We start from the raw sequence: 20,815 nt of genomic DNA, 5'->3' as shown, positions 1-20,815 counted from the left end.
AGTTTTTATTATACAGAAGATGCCAGACGGTGTTAAGTAAAGCGGCGGTTTTCCAGCCCATTCAATCTGAGCGCTTGGAAAACGGTTGTTTTTCTAATAAAATAAAAGCATTACATAGAAATGAGGGGAAAATATGAATGAGGAAACGAAAACGCTTTTCCGGACGCTGACGCAGCTTCCCGGCGCACCGGGAAATGAACATCAGGTCCGCTCCTTTATGAAACGGGAGCTTGCGAAATATGCGGATGACATCGTGCAGGACAGACTCGGAAGTGTTTTCGGAGTAAGGCGCGGCGCTGAAGATGCGCCGACCGTTATGGTAGCCGGCCATATGGACGAAGTCGGGTTTATGGTAACGCAGATTACGGATAATGGCATGCTGAGATTTCAGACGCTCGGCGGCTGGTGGAGTCAGGTGCTGCTTGCCCAGCGCGTCGAGGTGCAGACGGATAACGGACCGATTATCGGCGTCATCTCAAGCATCCCGCCCCACATTTTAACAGATGCCCAGCGCGCAAAGCCTATGGAGATCAAAAATATGATGATTGATATCGGTGCCGATGACAGAGAGGACGCGATCAAAATGGGGATCAGACCAGGCCAGCAGATCGTGCCGGTCTGCCCGTTCACCCCGATGGCCAACGAGAAGAAAATATTGTCCAAAGCGTGGGATAACCGCTACGGCTGCGGGTTAAGCATTGAACTATTAAAAGAGCTGCACGGAAAAGACCTGCCGAACAATCTGTACGCCGGGGCCACCGTTCAGGAGGAAGTCGGCCTTAGAGGGGCGCAGACAGCGGCCAATATGATTCAGCCTGATCTCTTCTTCGCGCTTGATGCCAGCCCGGCAAATGATATGAGCGGCGATAAGGAGCTGTTCGGCCGTCTCGGTGAGGGGGTGCTGCTCCGCATTCTCGACAGAACGACGGTCATGCACCGCGGGATGAGAGAGTTCGTCCTTGATATGGCGGAAACGCACAATATCCCTTATCAATATTTCGCTTCAGGCGGGGGAACGGATGCCGGACGGGTTCACATATCAAACAGCGGGGTTCCGTCTGCCGTCATCGGCATTTGTTCAAGATACATTCATACAAATGCCGCTATCATCCATGTCGATGATTATGCCGCGGCGAAAGAAATGCTCATTAAGCTGGTCATGGCGAGTGACAAACAGACGGTCGAAACGATCAGAGAAAATGTGTAAAAAAATAAGCAGGACCGCATAAAGGCGGCCTGCTTATTCTGTTTCAAATAAATAAGAGAGTGCTTTCATCGCTTGATTGACGGTTTCGACCGTGATATTCGCTTTTCCGGAAAGCTCTTTCAGCGGATGATGAAGTTCTTTCGGACGGATGAGAATGAGCGGCTTTCCTTTTGCGATGGCATAAGAAGCATCCATTGCGGTATTCCACTGTTTATATTTCTCGCCAAACAGGGCGATCACAAAATCGGCTTTTTCCATCAGCACCTCTGTACGGAAATTGTTGATATCAGAAGCTCTGGCGTCTTTTAAAACAGAATCGGGCTGCACGCCCATAATCTCTTCTCCGATATTGTCTGAGCGTTCATGGTTTTCCATCGGGCCGACAAACGTAATCGGCAGGTCCAGCGCCGTTGCTTTTTGTTTGATCTCGTCCCGCCAATCACTGTGGATTTCACCCGCTAAATACACGACAAACTGCATCTTTTGCCCCTCCTTATGTACATATTCAGATTTTCGTACGGCTACAAGCAAAATGGTAAACGAAACTTGCTTGATAATGCAAATGAAATATGATAATGATATTGCATATAGTTGGTCTTGCCGTACACAGTCTGGTATGATCCAATTGGACAAACATCAGCATATAAAAAACTCATAATCCAGATGGAGGAATGACAATGAAAAAGATTGAAAGCACGGAAGAATTGCAAAAAGCGGTACAAGACGATTGGGCGGTATTTATGTTTTCAGCGGATTGGTGCCCGGACTGCCGCTTTGTGGAGCCGTTTCTCCCTGAGCTGGAAGCGGACTTTCCTGAATTCACTTATTACTACGTAGACCGCGATCAATTTATTGATACATGCGCGGAATGGGAAATTTACGGTATTCCGAGCTTTGTTGTGTTTAACGGAGGAAAAGAAGTGAACCGCTTCGTCAGCAAAGACCGTAAAACAAAAGAAGAAATTGAGCAATTTTTAACCGATTCCCTTGCTAAAGCATAAAGGAGGCCACGGGCTTTGAAAATGACCTCAAGGAAGCTGGCGGATTTATTAAAACAGCGCCTGCAGCACGAGAACCGATCCTTCTTTTTTGACAGAGAAAAAGACACCCTCCGTGTTGAGGATCAAACGACCAAAAAAGGCATCACATTGGAGCTCCCGCCGATCATTGCGAAGTGGGAGACGAAAAAAGAAGAAGCGATCGACGAAATCGTCTACTATGTGTCAGAAGCAATGGAGGCGATGGAAGGCAGCGGACAGGAGATGTCCGGAAAGGAAGCCGGAATCTATCCGGTCATCCGCTCCACATCATTTCCCGATCAAACGAGCGACGGCATTCCGCTCGTGTATGATGACCATACGGCCGAAACAAGAATCTACTACGCGCTTGACCTCGGTAAGACGTACCGCTTAATTGACAGCCGGATGCTCGAGAAAGAAAACTGGACAAAAGAACGCATCAGGGAGACGGCGTCATTCAATCTCCGCTCTCTTCCTTCGGTCGTGAAACAGGATACGGTTGCGGACAATTATTTTTATTTTTTCAGGGCGAATGACGGCTATGACGCCAGCCGGATTCTCAATGATTCGATTCTTCATGAATACAAGCAGGCCGCTGAAGGCGAATTGGCGATTTCCGTCCCGCATCAGGATGTATTAATACTTGCTGACATTCGAAATGAATCGGGTTATGATATTTTAGGGCAAATGTCCATGAGCTTCTTTGCAAGCGGCACGGTGCCGATTACGGCCCTTTCATTTCTGTATAATGAAGGCAGACTGGAACCTGTGTTTATCATGGCGAAAAGCCGGCCGAAAAAGGATTAGAAAGGATTTTTCTTATGAACGCTTTTTACAATAAAGAAGGTGTGGGAGATACGCTTCTGATCTCTCTTAAAGATGCAGCACGCGAAGAAATCGGCTATGAAAGAGAAGGCGATGTCGTCAGAATCTTTAACAAAGAAACAAAAGAAACGACGGGCTTTAACATTTTTAACGTGTCTTCTTACTTACAGATTGAGGACAACGGCCCCGTCGCTTTGTCTGAGACATTCGTTCAGGATGTGAATGAAATACTGAACAGAAACGGCGTTTCAGAAACGCTGACGGTTGACCTTTCTCCGAAATTTGTTGTCGGTCACGTTGAATCGAAAGAAAAACATCCGAATGCGGATAAACTGAATATCTGCCAAGTGAATGTGGGAGAGGAAACCCTTCAAATCGTTTGCGGCGCGCCGAACGTGGACAAAGGGCAAAAAGTCGTCGTCGCTAAAGTCGGCGCGGTAATGCCGAGCGGGCTTGTGATTAAAGACGCTGAATTAAGAGGCGTTCCGTCAAGCGGCATGATCTGCTCCGCGAAAGAACTCGCTTTGCCGGATGCGCCGGCGGAAAAAGGGATTCTTGTTCTTGAAGACAGCCGCGAGGCCGGCGAAGCATTTCAATTCTAACTCCCATAAATAAGCGCACAGAATCGAATGATGTGAGAGAAAGCCGTTAAGCAGGCCTGCTTAACGGCTTTCTTCAGTTGGGAGCTTAATCTTTTCTGAGCCGCCCGGCAATGGTATACTAAATATCGTCCCAGACTACTAAAAAGGGAGTTAGAGAGTGATTAAACATGAGTTGGCTGAATAAATTTTTTGACTTATTTTTAGGTGAAAAAGAAGAAGAGCATGAACGTGAACCAAACACGCATGCCCAAATCCCGAAACAGCAGATACCGGATCAGCCAGAAGGCAAATTCACGCGCATGGAAGATCCTAAAATATATTACGAATATCCGAAAGGGAATTTCCGCTTCCCCGTCGTTCCGGACGGCTATAAGCGAACGGAGCAAAACCAAAGACAGCGGGAAAGGCACGAACGCCGCCAGCCGTCCCGGGATTATGCCGCCGGGAAGGAGCAAACCGAGCGGAAACAGCATACACATAAAGAGCCCGATACGGTGAAAAAGCCCTTTAAACCGTCATCCATTCCTTCACCGGTTTACGGCTTTCAATCTCAGCACAGCATAAAAAAAGCGCCTATATCCGAAAAGCGGCGTGAAGAGAACGTAACACTGCTGTCAGAGGAGCAATTTGTTCCGACAAAAGCCGGTCAGGAAACCGAAAAAGAGCCCGTCTTCACAACATCCGGCATCACAAAACAGACGAATGACCGGCCAGACCCGTTTGTGAAACAAGAAACGGAAGAAATCCCGGCCTTTAAAAAAGAGAAGCTTCACACCGAGGCTGAGAATGCAAAAGAGCAAGTGTTTGCAGCACCAGAACCGCAGCAGGCTGAAGAGCGGGAGCACACGGAAAGCGCGGAGTCTGCCGGCTTTACAGAAGAACAAGAGCATGAACAAACCCGCCCGCAGCCTATTGAAGAGCCTGAGTATGAAGCATCCCGAACGGCTGAAAACACAGAGGAACAAGCGGCGCCGCAGGAGGAATATCAGGAGCCTGAGCCGGAAAAAGCACTGCCTTTTGAAACCGCAGAAGAACCGGTGTATACATACACAGAACCCGGATATGATGAGGAAGTTCAGCCGCAGTCTGAAGACAAGCCCCAATCAGCTGAAACCGACGCGAAACAGGAAGCAGACTCTCAGCCTGAGTACAATGAAGTCACGCGGCATTCAGACCCCGAGCCTGAACCTGCAAGCATCGAGACGGCCGATGCCCCGTCCCGGCCTGCCGAAGAAAAAACGGAGCATCGCGGACAGCCTCAGCCTGTGAAAAAAGCGGAGCGGCCGAAAGAGCGCAATGTTCCGTTTAACGTCATGATGCTTAAAAGCGATAAACACAAGCAGACGAAGACGCCAGAGGGCGGAGCGAGCTATGTCTTTCCGAATCTGTCGCTTCTGGACGTACCGCCGGCGCAAAGACATGACGACCAATCGTGGATTGAAGAACAGCGCGAGCTTTTAAACGTTACACTGAAAAACTTTAATGTGCGCGCCCAAGTCGTTCATGTCACACAAGGCCCGTCCGTCACACGTTTTGAAGTGCATCCTGAGCCCGGAGTGAAAGTAAACAAAATTACAAACTTAGCAGATGATATTAAACTGAGCCTGTCTGCCAAGGATATTCGGATTGAGGCGCCGATCCCCGGTAAAAACACGATCGGCATTGAAGTTCCGAACCGTGTAAGCAAAGTCGTCGATTTAAGGCAGATGATCAGAAGCGCCGCTTTCAGGACGAATCCGTCTCCGCTTACAGCCGCGCTCGGTGTCGATATTTCCGGAAACCCGGTCGTCATTGATTTGAAAAAGATGCCGCACGGGTTGATAGCGGGTGCGACAGGATCGGGAAAAAGCGTCTGCATCAATACCATTTTGGTCAGTCTGCTTTATAAGGCGGATCCGAGTGATGTCAAAATGCTTCTGATTGATCCGAAAATGGTCGAGCTTGCGCCTTATAACCAAATTCCGCATTTGGTCAGCCCCGTCATCACGGACGCCAAAGCCGCGACCGCCGCGTTAAAATGGGTTGTGGAAGAGATGGAACGGCGATATGAACTGTTTGCCCATTCGGGTGTGAGAGATATCGGCCGCTTTAATGAATTAACCGCCGATCATAAGACAGGCGAAAAGCTCCCGTACCTCGTAGTGGTTATTGATGAGCTTGCCGATTTAATGATGGTCGCGCCGAACGATGTGGAAGAAAGCATTGCCAGAATCGCGCAGAAAGCGAGAGCCTGCGGCATTCATCTGCTTGTCGCGACACAGCGTCCGTCTGTCGATGTCATTACCGGAATGATCAAGGCAAACATACCGACGAGGATTGCATTCTCCGTCTCAAGCCAGGTAGATTCCAGAACGATCATCGACATGGCGGGAGCAGAAAAGCTGCTCGGAAAAGGCGACATGCTGTACTGGGAAAACGGTACCGGAAAACCGGTGCGCCTGCAAGGCAACTTTGTATCCGACAGAGAGATTGACCGCGTCGTCTCTCATGTCAGAAAGCAGCTGCCGCCTTCTTATTTGTTTGAACAGGAAGAACTGATCAGGCAGGGAACCGCCCTCAAGGAAGAAGACGAACTGTTTCCTGAGGCGTGCCAATTCGTCGTGGAGCAAAACAGCGCCAGCACCTCAAGCCTTCAAAGAAGGTTCCGAATCGGTTATAACCGCGCTGCGAGGCTGATTGACATGATGGAAGCCGAAGGCATGATCTCAGAAGCGAAGGGCAGCAAACCCCGTGAAGTGCTGATTACGGCCGCTGACATTGCTCAAGAATAAGAATATCGTTCATTTTTCTCACAAACATGGTATGATAGTGGATGGACCATCAAAACTGCATCACTGTCACGCGCTGAAATATCATGCGGCAGGTTTAATCAAAAAGAAAGTTACAGATACTGACGATAACGTAAAAATAAATGGAAGCGCCGCTGTGCGGGCTTTTTGCCCGCGGCGGTCGCAAAATGAAATGAGCGTCATATACTGGGGAACAGATAGACGTTTGTTGGAGGTACGATTATGACTGTTTATCATTTTGTTGGAATAAAAGGGACAGGTATGAGCCCGCTTGCTCAAATCCTGCATGATACAGGGTATCAGGTGCAGGGATCGGATATCGAGAAGCAGATTTTCACTCAGGCTGCCCTTGAAAAAAGAAATATCCCGATCTATCCGTTCAGCGCCGATAACATCAAACCCGGCTTAACGGTAATCGCCGGAAACGCATTCCCTGATTCTCATCCAGAAATCGCAAAGGCGCTCGCTGAAGGGATTCCTGTCATCAGATATCATAAATTTTTAGCTGAATATATGAAAAAATATACAAGTGTCGCGGTAACGGGCGCACACGGCAAGACGTCCACAACGGGCCTCTTGGCACACGTGATGCAGCAGGCGAAGCCGACTTCGTTTCTTATCGGGGACGGAACGGGCAGAGGAAATGAAAGCAGCGAATACTTTGTATTTGAAGCTTGCGAGTACCGCCGTCATTTCTTAAGCTATCAGCCTGATTATGCGATTATGACGAATATTGATTTTGACCACCCTGATTATTTCGCCAACATTGACGATGTGTTTGATGCTTTCCAAAACATGGCGCTTCAAGTCAACAAAGGCATCATTGCCTGCGGTGATGACGAGTACCTGCCGAAAATTCACGCCAATGTGCCTGTCGTTTATTACGGCACGGGAGAAGAAAACGATTTTCAAGCGAGAAACATCGTAAAAAATACGGAAGGCACGACATTTGACGTCTTTGTCCGCAATACGTTTTACGATACGTTCTACATCCCGGCATACGGCCATCACAATGTCCTCAATTCCTTAGCGGTCATTGCGCTCTGCCACTATGAAGAGATAGACGTGAACATGATTAAGCTCGGACTTGAATCATTCGGCGGCGTCAAACGCAGATTCAATGAAAAAGTGATCGGCAGCCAGGTGCTGATCGACGACTACGCCCACCATCCGACTGAAATCAAAGTCACGATTGAGGCGGCGCGCCAAAAATATCCCGAACGTGAAATCATCGCGGTATTTCAGCCGCATACGTTTACACGGACGCAATCATTCCTTGATGAATTCGCAGAAAGCTTAAGCGCGGCCGATCGCGTGTATCTGTGTGACATTTTCGGTTCTGCCCGCGAGAACGTCGGCAAGCTCACGATCACGGATCTTCAGGAAAAAATCGATAACGCAGAACTCATTGAAGAAAATGACACATCCGTGTTAAAAGCGCATGAAGGCGCAGTGCTGATCTTCATGGGCGCCGGAGACATTCAGAAATATATGAGAGCCTATGAAAACGTCATAGCGTAACGAAAAAGCAGTGGGGCTCTCACTGCTTTTTTGTGCGTGCTGCAAAGGGATTTACCGAGAAACGGAGAAATAGTATACATACAGATCTTTCATATATGTTTATCATTTTAAGAATTGGGTATATACCACTATATCCTGCATTAAGGAGGTATTAGATGATCATCATTCTTTACTTAAGCGTCGCACTCATTGCCGTTGCATTTCTCATCCTCGTCATCTATCTGTCCAAAACATTAAAGTCCGTGCAGATGACCTTAACAAACGTTGCCTCGACTTTAGACGGCCTTGAAGGGCAGATGAAAGGCATTACCGCAGAGACAACCGAGCTGTTACATAAGACAAACCGTCTCGCGGAAGACATTCAGGAAAAATCAGAGAAATTAAATACGGTTGTCCATGCTGTCCAGGAAGTGGGAACTTCCGTCCAGCAGTTTAATACATCCATAAAGCAGGCAGCAGGTTCCGTTACGGCCTCTGTAAGAGAGAATCAGGATAAGATCAGTCAGGTTGTCACCTGGAGCCAGGCCGCTATGGAAATATGGGACAAGTGGAAGCAAAAGAAAAAAACATCGCTTTAATCATAAGAAAAATCCACTAAGGAGGAATCATAATGAGCAAAGATGGAATCAATAGTAAGGATTTTTTAATCGGAACGCTGATCGGGGGAATTATCGGCGCGACAACGGCGTTGTTTCTGGCGCCTAAATCAGGTAAGGAGCTGCGCGACGATCTCGGCAGTCAGGCTTCTGCGTTAAAGGATAAGACGGACAGAATGACGGCCGACGCGAAAGAAAAAGGCTCTCAATATGTCAGCATCGCCAAGGACAAAACATCTAATATCACCCAGCTGGTAGCTGATCAGTCAGGCCAGATTATGAATAAAGTGAAGGATTTAAAAGACCGTTCTAAGAGCACACTAACCGAGAAAGCCGAAGAGACGAGAAGCGAAATGCAGGACACGGCCCAAAGCATCAAGGCCGAAGCGGAAGACGCCGGGGAAAAAGCCGGTCAGGCAAATCGCTGATCTTCAATAAGGAGAGATAACCGACATGACAAAACAGCTGATATCGTCTGAAGAAGAGTTCAAAAGTGCCGCTGAGAAAGAAAACACGCTCGTGTTTTTGAAACACAGCACAACCTGCCCGATCAGCCAAGCCGCGTTTCAGGAGTTTGACGCCTTTGCATCGGCGCATTCGGAAGTGCCTTCTTATTACCTGCAGGTGCAGGACAGCCGGCCGCTTTCAAACTATATCGCCGAGACATACGGCGTGAAACATGAAAGCCCGCAAGTATTCGTCATTGCAAACGGCGAAGTGAAATGGCACGCGTCTCATTCACAAATCACAAAAAACGCAATAGAGCAGCACCTTTCATAATTGCTGGCCGCCGGTTGATACCGGCGGTTTTTTTTTGAAAAAAACTATTGATCATTTCAGCCGGATCATGTAGGATATCAATATATACTGCTTCAACGCATAAAAGCTTAAAAGCGTTTTTGTGATAAAGCCGAATGTGAAAAAATTTATTATTTCATATTCCTATTTTCGCATAACTGTAGTAAGATGCATGTTAACCATTAAAATAAAACATAGCATAGAAGGGATGAAAAAGATGAGCAACAAGGAATTAGAGAGCCTAAGACAGCAGGCAGACGCACTAAACTTAGAAATCCTTAAATTAATCAATGAACGCGGAGCCGTTGTAAAAGAAATCGGTAAAGCAAAGGAAGCACAAGGTGTCAACCGATTTGACCCTGTCAGAGAGCGTACAATGCTTAACCGCATAATTGAAAGCAATGACGGCCCATTTGAAAACTCAACGATCCAACATATTTTCAAAGAAATTTTCAAAGCCGGACTTGAACTTCAAGAAGAGGACCACAGCAAAGCGTTGCTCGTCTCCCGGAAGAAAAAAGCAGAAGATACGATCGTTGACATAAAAGGTGAAAAAATCGGTGACGGCGATCAGAGATTCATCGTCGGACCTTGTGCTGTAGAAAGCTATGAGCAGGTTGCCGAAGTAGCGGCCGCAGCGAAAAAACAAGGCATTAAAATCCTGCGCGGGGGCGCGTTTAAACCCCGCACAAGTCCGTATGATTTCCAAGGTCTCGGCGTAGAAGGCCTGCAAATTCTTAAACGCGTCGCTGATGAATATGACCTCGCGGTGATCAGTGAAATCGTAACGCCCGCACACATTGAGCAAGCGATTGATTACATTGATGTCATTCAGATCGGCGCGCGGAACATGCAAAACTTTGAATTGCTGAAAGCCGCCGGTTCCGTTAAAAAGCCGGTATTGTTAAAACGCGGTCTTGCCGCAACAATTTCAGAGTTCATCAATGCAGCTGAATACATCATGTCACAAGGAAACGACCAAATCATTCTTTGTGAACGCGGAATCAGAACGTACGAAACGGCAACGAGAAACACACTCGACATTTCTGCCGTGCCGATTTTGAAACAGGAAACTCACTTGCCGGTGTTTGTTGACGTCACACACTCAACAGGCCGCCGCGATCTCCTGCTTCCGACAGCAAAAGCGGCGCTTGCGATCGGCGCTGACGGCGTGATGGCCGAAGTTCACCCTGATCCTTCCGTTGCCCTTTCAGACTCTGCGCAGCAGATGGATATACCTGAATTCGAGAAATGGCTGAACGAATTAAAGCCAATGCTGAAAGTAAAAGCATAATACAACGTTCCGCTCTTTAAAGGCCGCCTCGCGCGGCTTTTTTTCGTATCTTCATTTTATTTAATTATAAAATGAAAGTGAACGTTTTCATCACTGGGAAAAACGTGTATAATTTCATGAGAGATATTTAAATTTGATGAATAATGAAAAATAATGTACACTACTGACTTACGCTTACAATCATAAACGACAGAATGCGAAATCGTACGACATTTCTTTACATAAAGTGTTTATGCTATAGATAAGGATAAGTGTATCCAGTAAAAGGAGTGGTTTCAGTGAGCAACATTACGATATACGATGTGGCCAGAGAAGCAAATGTCAGTATGGCGACTGTTTCCCGCGTCGTGAACGGCAACCCGAATGTAAAACCGACGACCAGAAAAAAAGTATTGGAAGCCATTGACCGGCTCGGCTACCGCCCGAACGCGGTGGCAAGAGGGCTTGCAAGCAAAAAAACGACAACGGTCGGCGTCATCATCCCTGATATCTCAAGCATTTTCTACTCTGAACTTGCGCGTGGAATTGAAGATATCGCGACGATGTACAAATATAATATTATATTAAGCAACTCGGACCAAAATCTTGAGAAAGAACTGCATCTGTTAAATACGATGCTTGGCAAACAAGTGGACGGTATCGTATTTATGGGCGGCAACATTACGGACGAGCATGTCGAAGAATTTAAGCGCTCTCCTGTGCCGATCGTCTTGGCGGCATCAGTGGAAGAACAGGGCGAGACGCCTTCTGTCGCCATTGATTATGAACAGGCGATTTATGATGCCGTTAAGCTTTTCATTGATAAAGGGCATCGCGATATTGCATTCGTCTCCGGACCGATGCAAGAGCCGATCAACCGTTCGAAAAAACTGCAAGGGTACAAACGGGCGCTTGAAGAAGCGGCGATTCCGTTTAACGAGCAATTCGTAGCGGAAGGCGATTACACCTATGATTCCGGTATGGAGGCGCTTCAAAGCTTGATGGGCCTTGACCGGAAACCGACGGCGATTCTTTCTGCGACGGATGAAATGGCCCTCGGCATTATCCATGCGGCCCAAGATCAAGGTCTTTCGATACCTGATGATCTTGATATTATCGGTTTTGACAATACGAGATTGAGCCTGATGGTCCGCCCTCAGCTTTCAACAGTCGTGCAGCCTACGTACGATATCGGCGCTGTGGCGATGAGACTTTTGACAAAACTGATGAACAAAGAGCCGGTTGAAGAGCATATCGTCGAATTGCCTCACCGCATCGAATTAAGACAATCAACCAAGTCATAAAAAAACGGAAAAGCAAGCTTCACTCTGAGGGGTGGAATCTTGCTTTTTTACTTGAGTAAGGAGAAGATATGAAACGTTTTGATTATCTGACGCCCGTTGGCTTTATGTTAGGCTGTATTATTGTCGCAATCGGTATTCTGTCAGGGACGGGACTGGCGGGAATCAGTTCATTTTTAGATTTGACTTCTTTTTTAATCGTCACAGGCGGCCTTGCTGCGGCGATCTTTATCAGTTTTCCGCCGAGGGATTTAAAGAAAACCCCTTCTGTTCTGAAACAGGTATTCTCCCGTCAGGATGACAATGTGAAAGAGCTTGTCAGAGTATTTGTCAGCCTTTCGGAGCAGGCGCGCAGGCAGGGGCTGCTGTCTCTGGATGACCAGGCGCGTGAGATCAAGGATCCGTTTTTAAAAAAAGGGCTTTTGCTTGCGATTGACGGCTGGGACGAGGAAACGATCCGGCTGGTGATGGATTCTGAGATCGCCGCGATGGAAGAAAGACACAGAAAAGGAAGACGCGTTTTTGAAAAAGCCGGTGATTTCGCACCCGCCTGGGGAATGATCGGGACGCTCGTCGGACTCGTTCTCATGCTCAAAAACTTAAATGACCCGCATACCCTCGGACCGAACATGGCCGTTGCGCTATTGACGACACTGTACGGAGCGCTGCTTGCCAACTTGGTGTTTATCCCAATCGCGGCAAAGCTTGAAGAAAAAACGGAAAGTGAAATTTTCATCAAACAGGTCATGATCGAAGGGGTTGTCGGCATCCAATCGGGCAAAAACCCCCGCAACCTCGAAAGTCAGCTCGTTGTCTTCAGCTCAAGAGAAGACTGGCGTAAAGGACAGCCTGCGAACAAGAAAAAGGGCGCTGTCCATGAAGCTTAGAAAAGAGCGTTTTGAAAGAAGAAACAAACCGGAACATTCCGGCGGTTCACCGAGATGGATGGTGACGTTCGCTGACTTGATCACGCTCATTCTCGTGTTCTTTATATTGCTTTTTTCGATGTCGCAAATAGACGCGGAAAAATTTCAATCTGCCGTTTCATCGATTCATACAAACGGCAGCGGGGGTGAATCGGCGTCATCAGACAAAGCAAACGAAAATAAAGAACAGGATTTGCTGTTACAAAACGTGAAGACATACATAAAAGCGCATCATTTGAGTTCGAAATTGACGGCGAAGCGCGATGAGCGCGGAGTGGTTCTTGTGCTGCAGGAGGCCGTTCTGTTTCAGACAGGAAAAGCGGATGTGCTGAAAAACGCCGAGCCGGTTCTGCATCAGATCGCGGTGCTTTTAAAGACAATTCCGAATGACATACAGGTAGAAGGCCATACGGACAGCCGCCGGATTTCCACCTATCAATTTCCGTCAAATTGGGAGCTGTCGTCTGCAAGAGCGGCGAGTGTGATCCGGTATTTTACCGCGAATGAAGACTTTTCCGCCAAACGGTTTATCTCTGCCGGGTATGCGGATACGAAACCTGTGAAGGACAACAAAAGTTCCGGACATATGAAAGAAAACCGCCGTGTAGAAATTGTGATCAAAAAAACGACCTCCTCATAAGGTCGTTTTTTATTTTGTTTTATACCGCTGCTCAGACCGGATGGCAAAAAGTGCTTTTTCCACGGTTTGGGCATTTTTTTCTGAAATTTCTTCTTTGCGGGGAATCGGAGGATATAATTGTTCAGGATCACTCCAAAAAGCGGGCAACGTGCATGGGGAGTGCTTTTGCCATTTATCGATCCATTTCTGCGGTATGCACTCCCCGGGATCAATCCCTTTCATCTCAAGCCAAATGCGGCTCCACGCTCTCGGGACGACTCTCCAAATATCGTATCCGCCGCCGCCGACCGCGATCCATCTGCCGCTGCAATATTGATGGGCTAATGAATGAGCGAGCCGCGGGATCTCCTGATAAATGGAGATTGTATTGGACAGGTGTGTCAATGGGTCGTAATAATGGGCGTCGGCACCGTTTTGGGTAAGAATCACATCCGGCTTAAAAAAAGCCGCGATTTCTGAGGCGGCCGTATTGTAAGCGTGAAGAAAGGAATCGTCCTCTGTGAAAGCATCCAGCGGAATGTTAAAAGAATAGCCATAGCCTTGCCCGCTTCCTTTTTCCAGTACCTGTCCCGTCCCGGGAAATAAATAACGCCCGGTCTCGTGAAAAGAAACAGTGCAGACATCAGACCTGTCGTAAAACGTAAATTGAACGCCGTCGCCGTGATGGGCGTCTGTATCAATGTATAACACTTTTGCCCCGTAGTTCTTCTGGATGTATTGGATGGCCACGGCGCTGTCATTATAGATACAAAAGCCTGAGGCCCTGCCGCGGAAGCCGTGGTGAAGGCCGCCTCCTAAATTGCAGGCGTGCCTAGCTTGTCCCGTCATGACATAATCAGCCGCCGTTAAGGTGCCGCCCACCAGAAGTGACGCGGCTTCATGCATGCCGGCAAAAACGGGGGTGTCTTCCGTTCCGAGACCGTAGCTTTCTCCTTCTGCGGCAGGGAGCCGGCCCGCACCCGCTAGTTCCACCGCCTGTATATAATCCTCCGTATGAACGAGAGCCAGCTCTTCTTTAGCGGCCGTGCGCGGTGTGACGATATCTCCTTCGTCAAACGCATCCGCCGCCTGAAGCAGATCGTATGTTAAAAGCACGCGACGCTGATTGAACGGATGTTCCTGATGAAATTGATACGTCTGATAAGAAGGCGAGTAAACAAAAACGCTGTCTCTCATGGCTGATCCCTCAAATGTTTCGGCCATAAGACATTGTATCCGGCTTCTTGAACGGCACGGATAAAAGGGAGCGGATTCATCGTCTTCACCCGGAAGACGAGAATGTTCGACCCGGCGGAATCATGGGGATAGACGAGCACACTCAGGATTTGCAGCTGAAGATCACGGCACATGCAGCTGAGATCAGCAAGGCTTTTTGTCATATCCGTCACCAGGATTTCCACCTGTGACCCCGGCTGGGCCGCGCCTGTCAGGCTGACGAAAGTCCGGAGCACGTCGGTTTTCGTTAAAATGCCCGTCAGCTTATGGTTTACCGTAATCGGCAGACAGCCGATGCCGTGCTCATAAAAGGAAGCGGATATTTCTTCCACAAAGTCAAGCGGATGAGCGCAGATGACATTCCGCTTCATAATGGTCTCCACTTTGTTTGTCAGAAACACGCCGCGTTCCTTTTGTTCAAAGCTGCCGGGGCCGGCCTGTTTAATATCTCTGTCTGTGACAATACCGATGACGTGCAGTTCGTCGTCGATGACAGGGAGATGGCGGATATGATATACCTTCATTTTACGGACGGCTGTTTCAATGGAGTCGTGTTTTGAGACGGTGATGACGTCCCGTTTCATGATTTGTTCTGCAATCATCTTTTTATCCCCTTTGTATGTCAGTCAATACATAAACCGCTGATAAAAACGAAGCCTGTCGAACTGTTCAATTGACTCCTGACTGACGTGCCTGCCGATGCGGGCCATCAGACAATTGGCCGGGTGAGAGCTGATTTCCGGTTCATCCGTTGCGAACCAGACAAGACCCCCGGCATTCATCATCTTTTCCATGATCTTTCTGTATTCCCACACATCTTTTTTCATTCCTTTTAAATCCCAATGCCAGTAATATTCCGTCGTCATGATGATGTACCGTTCCATCTGTTCATCCATCATGCTGACTGTCAGCAACGTTTTTCCGACAGAACAGCCCCTGTAGCCGGGAGCGACCTCGATCGCCCCGAGTTCAAGGAGGTCTTCCATATTTCCGTCAGACCACCGTTCAAGCGGATCAGGATATAAATACGTCACATAGCCGATAATCGTCTGTCCGTCCCTGGCGATAATGATCCGACCTTCAGGAAGCCCGGCGATCTCGATTAACGCTTTGTGCTGTTCATGAGGAAGGCGAAAGGCTGTCAGGCCTTCATGAAACTCATACTGTGCTAGGTCCTCTGGAGGTACGGGCCCTTCTACTAAAAGAGGGCCGGCTGCTGTCTGAATTGATGAAGAATGGTACGTTTTATGATGTTTCACTGATTCACCGCCTGTCGGTTCTTAATAAAAACACATCTCTCTTAAGCATAACAAAATATAAAGCGTTTTCAATAGTGTTGTAATTTATATTTTAAAAATTGAGAAAACTGTGAACATCTACTATAATTAGTCTATAGATAAGCAAAGGGGGATGTTGCATGAATTTGAAAGCGTTGCCGGCGGAAAAGGGGAATTATCATCTGCGAAATTATGAGGAAACGTACCGCAGCTTCGATTGGAAAGAGGTCGAAGCGGAGTTTTCCTGGCATCAGACGGGGAAGCTGAATGCGGCGTACGAAGCGATTGACCGTCATGCCGAATCATTTCGAAAAAACAAAGTAGCGCTGTATTACAAGGACGCGAACCGGGATGAAAAATACACATTTAAAGAAATGATGGAGGAATCGAACCGGGCGGGAAATGTACTGAGACGGTATGGAAACGTGGAAAAAGGGGACCGCGTTTTTATTTTCATGCCGCGTTCGCCGGAGCTTTACTTTATCATGCTCGGCGCAATTAAAATCGGTGCGATCGCCGGTCCTTTATTTGAAGCGTTTATGGAAGGCGCCGTCAAAGACCGCCTCTTGAACAGTCAGGCAAAGGTTGTCGTGACGACACCTGAACTGGCCGAACGGATTCCGGCGGACAGCCTGCCCGACCTCGAGCATATTTTCATTGTCGGCGGCAGCAAAGAAGCGGGAGATAAAATCATCCATTATGATAAAGCCGCTGAGGGAGAAAGCACGAGACTTGATATTGAATGGATGGACAGAAGAGACGGCTACCTGCTTCACTACACATCAGGATCTACCGGAACGCCTAAAGGTGTGCTCCACGTTCATGAAGCCATGATTCAGCAATACCAGACCGGCAAGTGGGTGCTTGATCTTAAAGAAGACGATATTTACTGGTGCACTGCGGACCCGGGCTGGGTGACCGGGACGGTGTACGGGATATTTGCGCCGTGGCTGAACGGAGCGGCGAATGTGATCGTAGGCGGCAGATTCAGTCCGGAAAACTGGTACGGCACGATCGAGAAGCTCGGTGTCAGCGTCTGGTACAGCGCTCCGACGGCTTTCAGAATGCTTATGGGCGCCGGAGATGAAATGGCATCCAAATTTGACCTTACTTCACTTCGTCACGTCCTAAGTGTCGGAGAACCTTTGAACCCCGAGGTCATCAAGTGGGGACATAAAGTATTCGGCAAGCGCATCCACGACACGTGGTGGATGACAGAAACGGGCGGACAGCTCATCTGCAATTATCCTTGCATGGAGATCAAGCCGGGTTCAATGGGAAAACCGATTCCGGGAGTGGAAGCGGCGATCGTTGACAATCAGGGAAATGAGCTTCCGCCGTACCGAATGGGAAATCTCGCCATTAAAAAGGGCTGGCCGTCGATGATGGATTCCATTTGGAACAACAAAGAGAAATATGATTCTTATTTCATGCCGGGCGGCTGGTATGTTTCCGGAGATTCTGCTTATATGGATGAAGACGGTTATTTCTGGTTCCAAGGCAGAGTCGATGATGTCATCATGACATCCGGCGAGCGCGTCGGCCCGTTTGAAGTCGAAAGCAAACTTGTTGAACATCCGGCGATTGCCGAAGCCGGCGTCATCGGAAAGCCGGACCCTGTCCGGGGAGAAATTATTAAAGCGTTTATCGCGCTCAGAGAAGGGCATGAGCCATCCGATCAGCTGAAGGAGGACATTCGCCTCTTTGTAAAACAGGGGCTTGCCGCGCATGCCGCACCGCGGGAAATTGAATTCAAAGATAAACTTCCGAAAACACGGAGCGGAAAGATTATGAGACGTGTGCTGAAGGCGTGGGAGCTGAACCTGCCGGCAGGCGACCTGTCCACAATGGAAGATTAAAGACGGCGTTGACATCGTATCTTATTTATGTTAAAAATGAGTAAGCTTCATACGAAAAGGTTTTGATTGAGACAAGTAGGGTATCTGATTGTTCCAGAGAGCTGATGGCCGGTGAAAATCAGCACATAAGATATGCCGAATACACTCATGAACCGCTTTTGCGAACAAAGCCCTTCCAAGGCTTTCAGTAGTGAAAGAACGGACACGGTCCGTTATCAAAAAGAGTGATAAAAGCTTTTTTATGCTTTTATTAGTAGGGTGGTACCGCGATTATATCGTCCCTTCGTTTTAAACGAAGGGGCGTTTTTTATTTTCATAAACAAAGGAGCAGACAAAATGACTAACTTATTAGAGGATTTATCATTCCGCGGCTTAATCCAGCAAATGACGGATGAAGAAGGACTGAATAAACAGCTGAACGAAGAAAAAATCCGTTTATACTCAGGGTTTGACCCGACGGCTGACAGCCTGCACATCGGACACCTTCTGCCGATATTGACACTGCGCCGCTTCCAGCTTGCAGGCCACCATCCGATTGCGCTTGTAGGCGGCGCGACGGGACTGATCGGCGATCCGAGCGGCAAAAAAGCGGAACGTACGTTAAATACTCAGGATATCGTTGTCGAATGGTCGCAAAAAATTAAAAATCAGCTTTCCCGATTTTTAGATTTCGAGGCCGAAGAAAACCCCGCTGTCATAGCGAACAACTTTGACTGGATCGGAAAGCTGAGCATCATTGAATTTCTCCGTGACGTCGGAAAGAACTTCGGAATCAACTACATGCTTGCGAAAGATACTGTAAGCTCAAGGATTGAAACCGGAATTTCTTACACGGAATTCAGCTACATGATCCTGCAATCCTACGATTTTCTGAATCTGTACAGAGAAAAGAACTGCAAACTCCAAATCGGAGGCAGTGACCAGTGGGGCAACATCACGTCCGGTCTTGAACTGATCAGAAAATCAGAAGAAGAAGGGGCGAAAGCTTTCGGTCTTACCATTCCGCTCGTCACAAAAGCTGACGGCACGAAATTCGGCAAAACGGAAGGCGGCGCCATTTGGCTTGATAAAGAAAAAACATCGCCGTACGAATTCTACCAGTTCTGGATCAATACAGATGACCGCGACGTCGTCAAATATTTAAAATACTTTACTTTCTTATCAAAAGAGGAAATTGAAGCTTATGCTGAAAAAACGGAGACGGCTCCTGAGAAAAGAGAAGCGCAGAAACGTCTCGCTGAAGAGGTGACTGTTCTTGTACACGGCCGCGAAGCGCTTGAGCAGGCCGTTCATATCTCCCAGGCGCTGTTCAGCGGCAATATTAAAGAGCTTTCCGCTCAAGACGTCAAGGTAGGATTTAAAGATGTACCTTCGTTTGAAAAAGACCGCTCTGAAGAACTGTCTTTAGTAGACGTGCTTGTGGAATCTAAATTGTCGCCTTCAAAACGGCAGGCCCGCGAAGACATTCAAAACGGAGCTGTTTACATTAACGGCGAGCGCCAGACGGACATCGGGCATCTTCTGACTGCGGAAGACCGCATTGAAGATCAATTTACCGTACTGCGCCGCGGAAAGAAAAAATACTTCCTGATCACGTACTGAAAATAAAAAGCAGTCCGGCCGCTCAATGCGGCAGGCTGCTTTTTTTATGTTTTGTGAATACTGCACGGGGAAATGAGTACAGTACATAGTATAAGCAAAACAGGGAAGGGGTGCTGCGCCGTGAATTTCATGTTTACCATCGCAAAAGAAAGATTGCAGCGGGATCATTGGGAACAGCAGCAAAGCATAAACGCCGAAGCCAAAGCCGAGGAATCAGAGACGGAAGAAGAAAATCCGACATCATAAAGGGAAATCCTCCATTCTGCGGAATGGAGGATTTTGATTGTCACCATATCAGCCTGACCGCGGCCATCAGCACGACTCCTGTGATGACCGTGATGGATAAGCTTTTTGTCCGCATTGCGCAAAGCAATGTCGGGATGAGAACGATCATTGCTTGCCAATCAAAGGTCAAAGCGCTGTTTGTTTTCACAATCATGCTTTCCGTTACCAGAGCCGTCAAAATGCAAAGCGGAATAAAGGAGAGCCATTTTAAAGCCAATTCAGGCATCTGAATGTTCCGGACAAATATAAACGGAACAATGCGCGGCACGAGTGTAACAACCATGCAGCCGAGTATAATCCAGATCATTTGTGTGCTGATGCTCATTTGTCCGTCACCACCCCGATCGTTGCCACAATCACGGTTGAGGCGATGACCGCGATGTGTGACGGGACGAAATACGATAACAAGACCATAAAAATGATCATATAGAGAATTAAGGAGAGGCTGTGCTTCAGCTTTTCCGAAGCGGACGACTGCAATTGCAGCACAAGCAGCGCCGCAAACATAGCGGGCAAAGCAAAGTCCAGGCCGAGCGCGTAAGGATCAGATATCCATTGTCCGAGAAGCCCGCCCATCACGCAGGAAATAACCCAGCACATGTAAGCGGTTATATTGAGGCCGTTCATCCACTTATCGTATAACCTGCCGTTCTGAGCCGCTTTGTTCACCGCTACCCCGAAAGATTCGTCAGTAAGCAAAGCCCCGAAGCCGATATTTTTCAGCAAAGAGTATTTCGTGAAATACGGCGCGATGGTCAGGCTCAGCAGAAGGTGCCGCAGATTGACGATAAACGTCGTTAAAATAATGGCGGAAATCGGACTCCCGGAAACAAGGAGTGAGCAAATAATAAATTGGGCGGCGCCGGCATAGACACACAAAGATAACAAACAAATTTCAAGAATGCTTAGATGAGAGGCAACGCCAACGATGCCGAAAGCAAAACCGATGCTCATATAGCCCAGCAGCGTAGGCACACAATCCCGCACCCCCTGTAAAAACGTATCGTTCATTTCCCGGGAAACGGCGGTTTTTTGCACTTCTGTGTTAATCATTTTTTATACTCCTTTCATAGAGATTAT

At 47.9% G+C, this 20,815-nt stretch carries 22 protein-coding genes and 1 other annotated feature; of the genes, 16 read left to right on the top strand and 6 right to left on the bottom strand.

Annotation, left to right across the window (positions count from 1 at the left end):
• The first annotated feature begins 133 nt into the window (after nucleotides 1-133).
• Nucleotides 134-1,207 (top strand): M42 family metallopeptidase, encoded by a 1,074-nt coding sequence (locus OTK50_RS09455; RefSeq protein ID WP_101670327.1) that lies wholly within the window; start codon nucleotides 134-136, stop codon nucleotides 1,205-1,207.
• A gap of 33 nt (nucleotides 1,208-1,240) precedes the next feature.
• On the opposite strand, the gene OTK50_RS09450 is transcribed toward OTK50_RS09455, so the two are convergent.
• On the bottom strand, nucleotides 1,241-1,687 hold the full coding sequence (locus tag OTK50_RS09450) for a YtoQ family protein (protein WP_014418659.1): 447 nt from the start codon (nucleotides 1,685-1,687) through the stop codon (nucleotides 1,241-1,243).
• Between the two features lie 197 nt (nucleotides 1,688-1,884).
• Between OTK50_RS09450 and OTK50_RS09445 the strand changes: the two genes are divergently transcribed.
• From OTK50_RS09445 to motS, 12 genes are all read left to right on the top strand, one after another.
• Nucleotides 1,885-2,208, top strand: a complete 324-nt coding sequence (locus OTK50_RS09445) for a thioredoxin family protein (protein ID WP_003152373.1) — start codon at nucleotides 1,885-1,887, stop codon at nucleotides 2,206-2,208.
• A gap of 15 nt (nucleotides 2,209-2,223) precedes the next feature.
• Entirely contained in the window at nucleotides 2,224-3,033 is an 810-nt protein-coding gene (locus tag OTK50_RS09440; RefSeq protein WP_012118213.1) for a DUF1444 domain-containing protein, read from the top strand.
• A gap of 14 nt (nucleotides 3,034-3,047) precedes the next feature.
• Complete coding sequence (gene ytpR, locus OTK50_RS09435) at nucleotides 3,048-3,653, top strand: YtpR family tRNA-binding protein (RefSeq protein WP_003152375.1); 606 nt, start codon at nucleotides 3,048-3,050, stop codon at nucleotides 3,651-3,653.
• A gap of 167 nt (nucleotides 3,654-3,820) precedes the next feature.
• Nucleotides 3,821-6,424: a DNA translocase FtsK gene (locus OTK50_RS09430; protein WP_224223734.1), complete on the top strand. Its 2,604-nt coding sequence runs from the start codon at nucleotides 3,821-3,823 to the stop codon at nucleotides 6,422-6,424.
• Between the two features lie 240 nt (nucleotides 6,425-6,664).
• A complete protein-coding gene (gene murC, locus OTK50_RS09425; RefSeq protein WP_032873626.1) occupies nucleotides 6,665-7,963 on the top strand; it encodes a UDP-N-acetylmuramate--L-alanine ligase in 1,299 nt (432 codons plus the stop codon).
• 155 nt (nucleotides 7,964-8,118) lie between these two features.
• Complete coding sequence (locus OTK50_RS09420; protein ID WP_007408777.1) at nucleotides 8,119-8,541, top strand: DUF948 domain-containing protein; 423 nt, start codon at nucleotides 8,119-8,121, stop codon at nucleotides 8,539-8,541.
• 32 nt (nucleotides 8,542-8,573) lie between these two features.
• Entirely contained in the window at nucleotides 8,574-8,987 is a 414-nt protein-coding gene (locus OTK50_RS09415; RefSeq protein ID WP_003152380.1) for a YtxH domain-containing protein, read from the top strand.
• 25 nt (nucleotides 8,988-9,012) lie between these two features.
• The gene (gene ytxJ / locus OTK50_RS09410) at nucleotides 9,013-9,339 is read left to right on the top strand and encodes a bacillithiol system redox-active protein YtxJ (RefSeq protein WP_221663852.1); all 327 of its coding nucleotides are present in this window, start codon (nucleotides 9,013-9,015) and stop codon (nucleotides 9,337-9,339) included.
• Nucleotides 9,340-9,574: 235 nt separating this feature from the next.
• Nucleotides 9,575-10,651: a bifunctional 3-deoxy-7-phosphoheptulonate synthase/chorismate mutase gene (locus OTK50_RS09405; protein WP_003152383.1), complete on the top strand. Its 1,077-nt coding sequence runs from the start codon at nucleotides 9,575-9,577 to the stop codon at nucleotides 10,649-10,651.
• A gap of 278 nt (nucleotides 10,652-10,929) precedes the next feature.
• Nucleotides 10,930-11,934, top strand: coding sequence for a catabolite control protein A (ccpA, locus tag OTK50_RS09400; RefSeq protein WP_003152385.1), 1,005 nt, complete (start codon nucleotides 10,930-10,932; stop codon nucleotides 11,932-11,934).
• A gap of 68 nt (nucleotides 11,935-12,002) precedes the next feature.
• The gene (gene motP, locus OTK50_RS09395) at nucleotides 12,003-12,818 is read left to right on the top strand and encodes a flagellar motor protein MotP (RefSeq protein WP_007408775.1); all 816 of its coding nucleotides are present in this window, start codon (nucleotides 12,003-12,005) and stop codon (nucleotides 12,816-12,818) included.
• Nucleotides 12,808-13,497, top strand: a complete 690-nt coding sequence (gene motS, locus OTK50_RS09390) for a flagellar motor protein MotS (RefSeq protein ID WP_221663850.1) — start codon at nucleotides 12,808-12,810, stop codon at nucleotides 13,495-13,497. Before motP ends, motS begins: the two co-directional genes overlap by 11 nt.
• A gap of 9 nt (nucleotides 13,498-13,506) precedes the next feature.
• Here the strand turns inward: motS and OTK50_RS09385 are convergent, their stop codons facing one another.
• Genes OTK50_RS09385 through OTK50_RS09375 form a run of 3 tightly spaced genes read right to left on the bottom strand, consistent with a single transcriptional unit; the run spans nucleotide 13,507 to nucleotide 15,971 of the window.
• Nucleotides 13,507-14,673, bottom strand: coding sequence for an acetoin utilization protein AcuC (locus tag OTK50_RS09385; RefSeq protein WP_038459523.1), 1,167 nt, complete (start codon nucleotides 14,671-14,673; stop codon nucleotides 13,507-13,509).
• The gene (locus OTK50_RS09380; protein ID WP_082998841.1) at nucleotides 14,670-15,314 is read right to left on the bottom strand and encodes an acetoin utilization AcuB family protein; all 645 of its coding nucleotides are present in this window, start codon (nucleotides 15,312-15,314) and stop codon (nucleotides 14,670-14,672) included. Before OTK50_RS09380 ends, OTK50_RS09385 begins: the two co-directional genes overlap by 4 nt.
• Nucleotides 15,315-15,338: 24 nt before the next feature.
• Complete coding sequence (locus OTK50_RS09375) at nucleotides 15,339-15,971, bottom strand: GNAT family N-acetyltransferase (RefSeq protein WP_015240397.1); 633 nt, start codon at nucleotides 15,969-15,971, stop codon at nucleotides 15,339-15,341.
• A 158-nt stretch (nucleotides 15,972-16,129) separates the two neighbouring features.
• Between OTK50_RS09375 and acsA the strand changes: the two genes are divergently transcribed.
• From acsA to sr7p, 3 genes are all read left to right on the top strand, one after another.
• Complete coding sequence (gene acsA, locus OTK50_RS09370) at nucleotides 16,130-17,848, top strand: acetate--CoA ligase (protein ID WP_014418650.1); 1,719 nt, start codon at nucleotides 16,130-16,132, stop codon at nucleotides 17,846-17,848.
• Nucleotides 17,849-17,901: 53 nt separating this feature from the next.
• Nucleotides 17,902-18,134, top strand: a binding site (T-box leader).
• Between the two features lie 50 nt (nucleotides 18,135-18,184).
• Nucleotides 18,185-19,450, top strand: coding sequence for a tyrosine--tRNA ligase (tyrS, locus tag OTK50_RS09365; RefSeq protein WP_221663846.1), 1,266 nt, complete (start codon nucleotides 18,185-18,187; stop codon nucleotides 19,448-19,450).
• A 120-nt stretch (nucleotides 19,451-19,570) separates the two neighbouring features.
• Nucleotides 19,571-19,696 carry a small protein SR7P gene (sr7p, locus tag OTK50_RS09360; RefSeq protein WP_007408768.1) on the top strand — a complete coding sequence of 42 codons (126 nt, stop codon included), beginning with the start codon at nucleotides 19,571-19,573 and terminating at the stop codon, nucleotides 19,694-19,696.
• Nucleotides 19,697-19,736: 40 nt separating this feature from the next.
• On the opposite strand, the gene OTK50_RS09355 is transcribed toward sr7p, so the two are convergent.
• Entirely contained in the window at nucleotides 19,737-20,060 is a 324-nt protein-coding gene (locus OTK50_RS09355; protein WP_007613145.1) for an AzlD domain-containing protein, read from the bottom strand.
• On the bottom strand, nucleotides 20,057-20,788 hold the full coding sequence (locus tag OTK50_RS09350; protein ID WP_007613144.1) for an AzlC family ABC transporter permease: 732 nt from the start codon (nucleotides 20,786-20,788) through the stop codon (nucleotides 20,057-20,059). The genes OTK50_RS09355 and OTK50_RS09350 overlap by 4 nt, the downstream gene beginning before the upstream one ends.
• Between the last annotated feature and the right edge of the window lie 27 nt (nucleotides 20,789-20,815).

This window comes from Bacillus sp. NEAU-CP5 (genome assembly GCF_026420705.1).
GTDB classification, from domain to species: Bacteria; Bacillota; Bacilli; order Bacillales; family Bacillaceae; genus Bacillus; species Bacillus velezensis.
The sequence above is the reverse complement of the archived record's forward strand: the minus strand, read 5'-3'. Positions and strand labels throughout refer to the sequence as shown.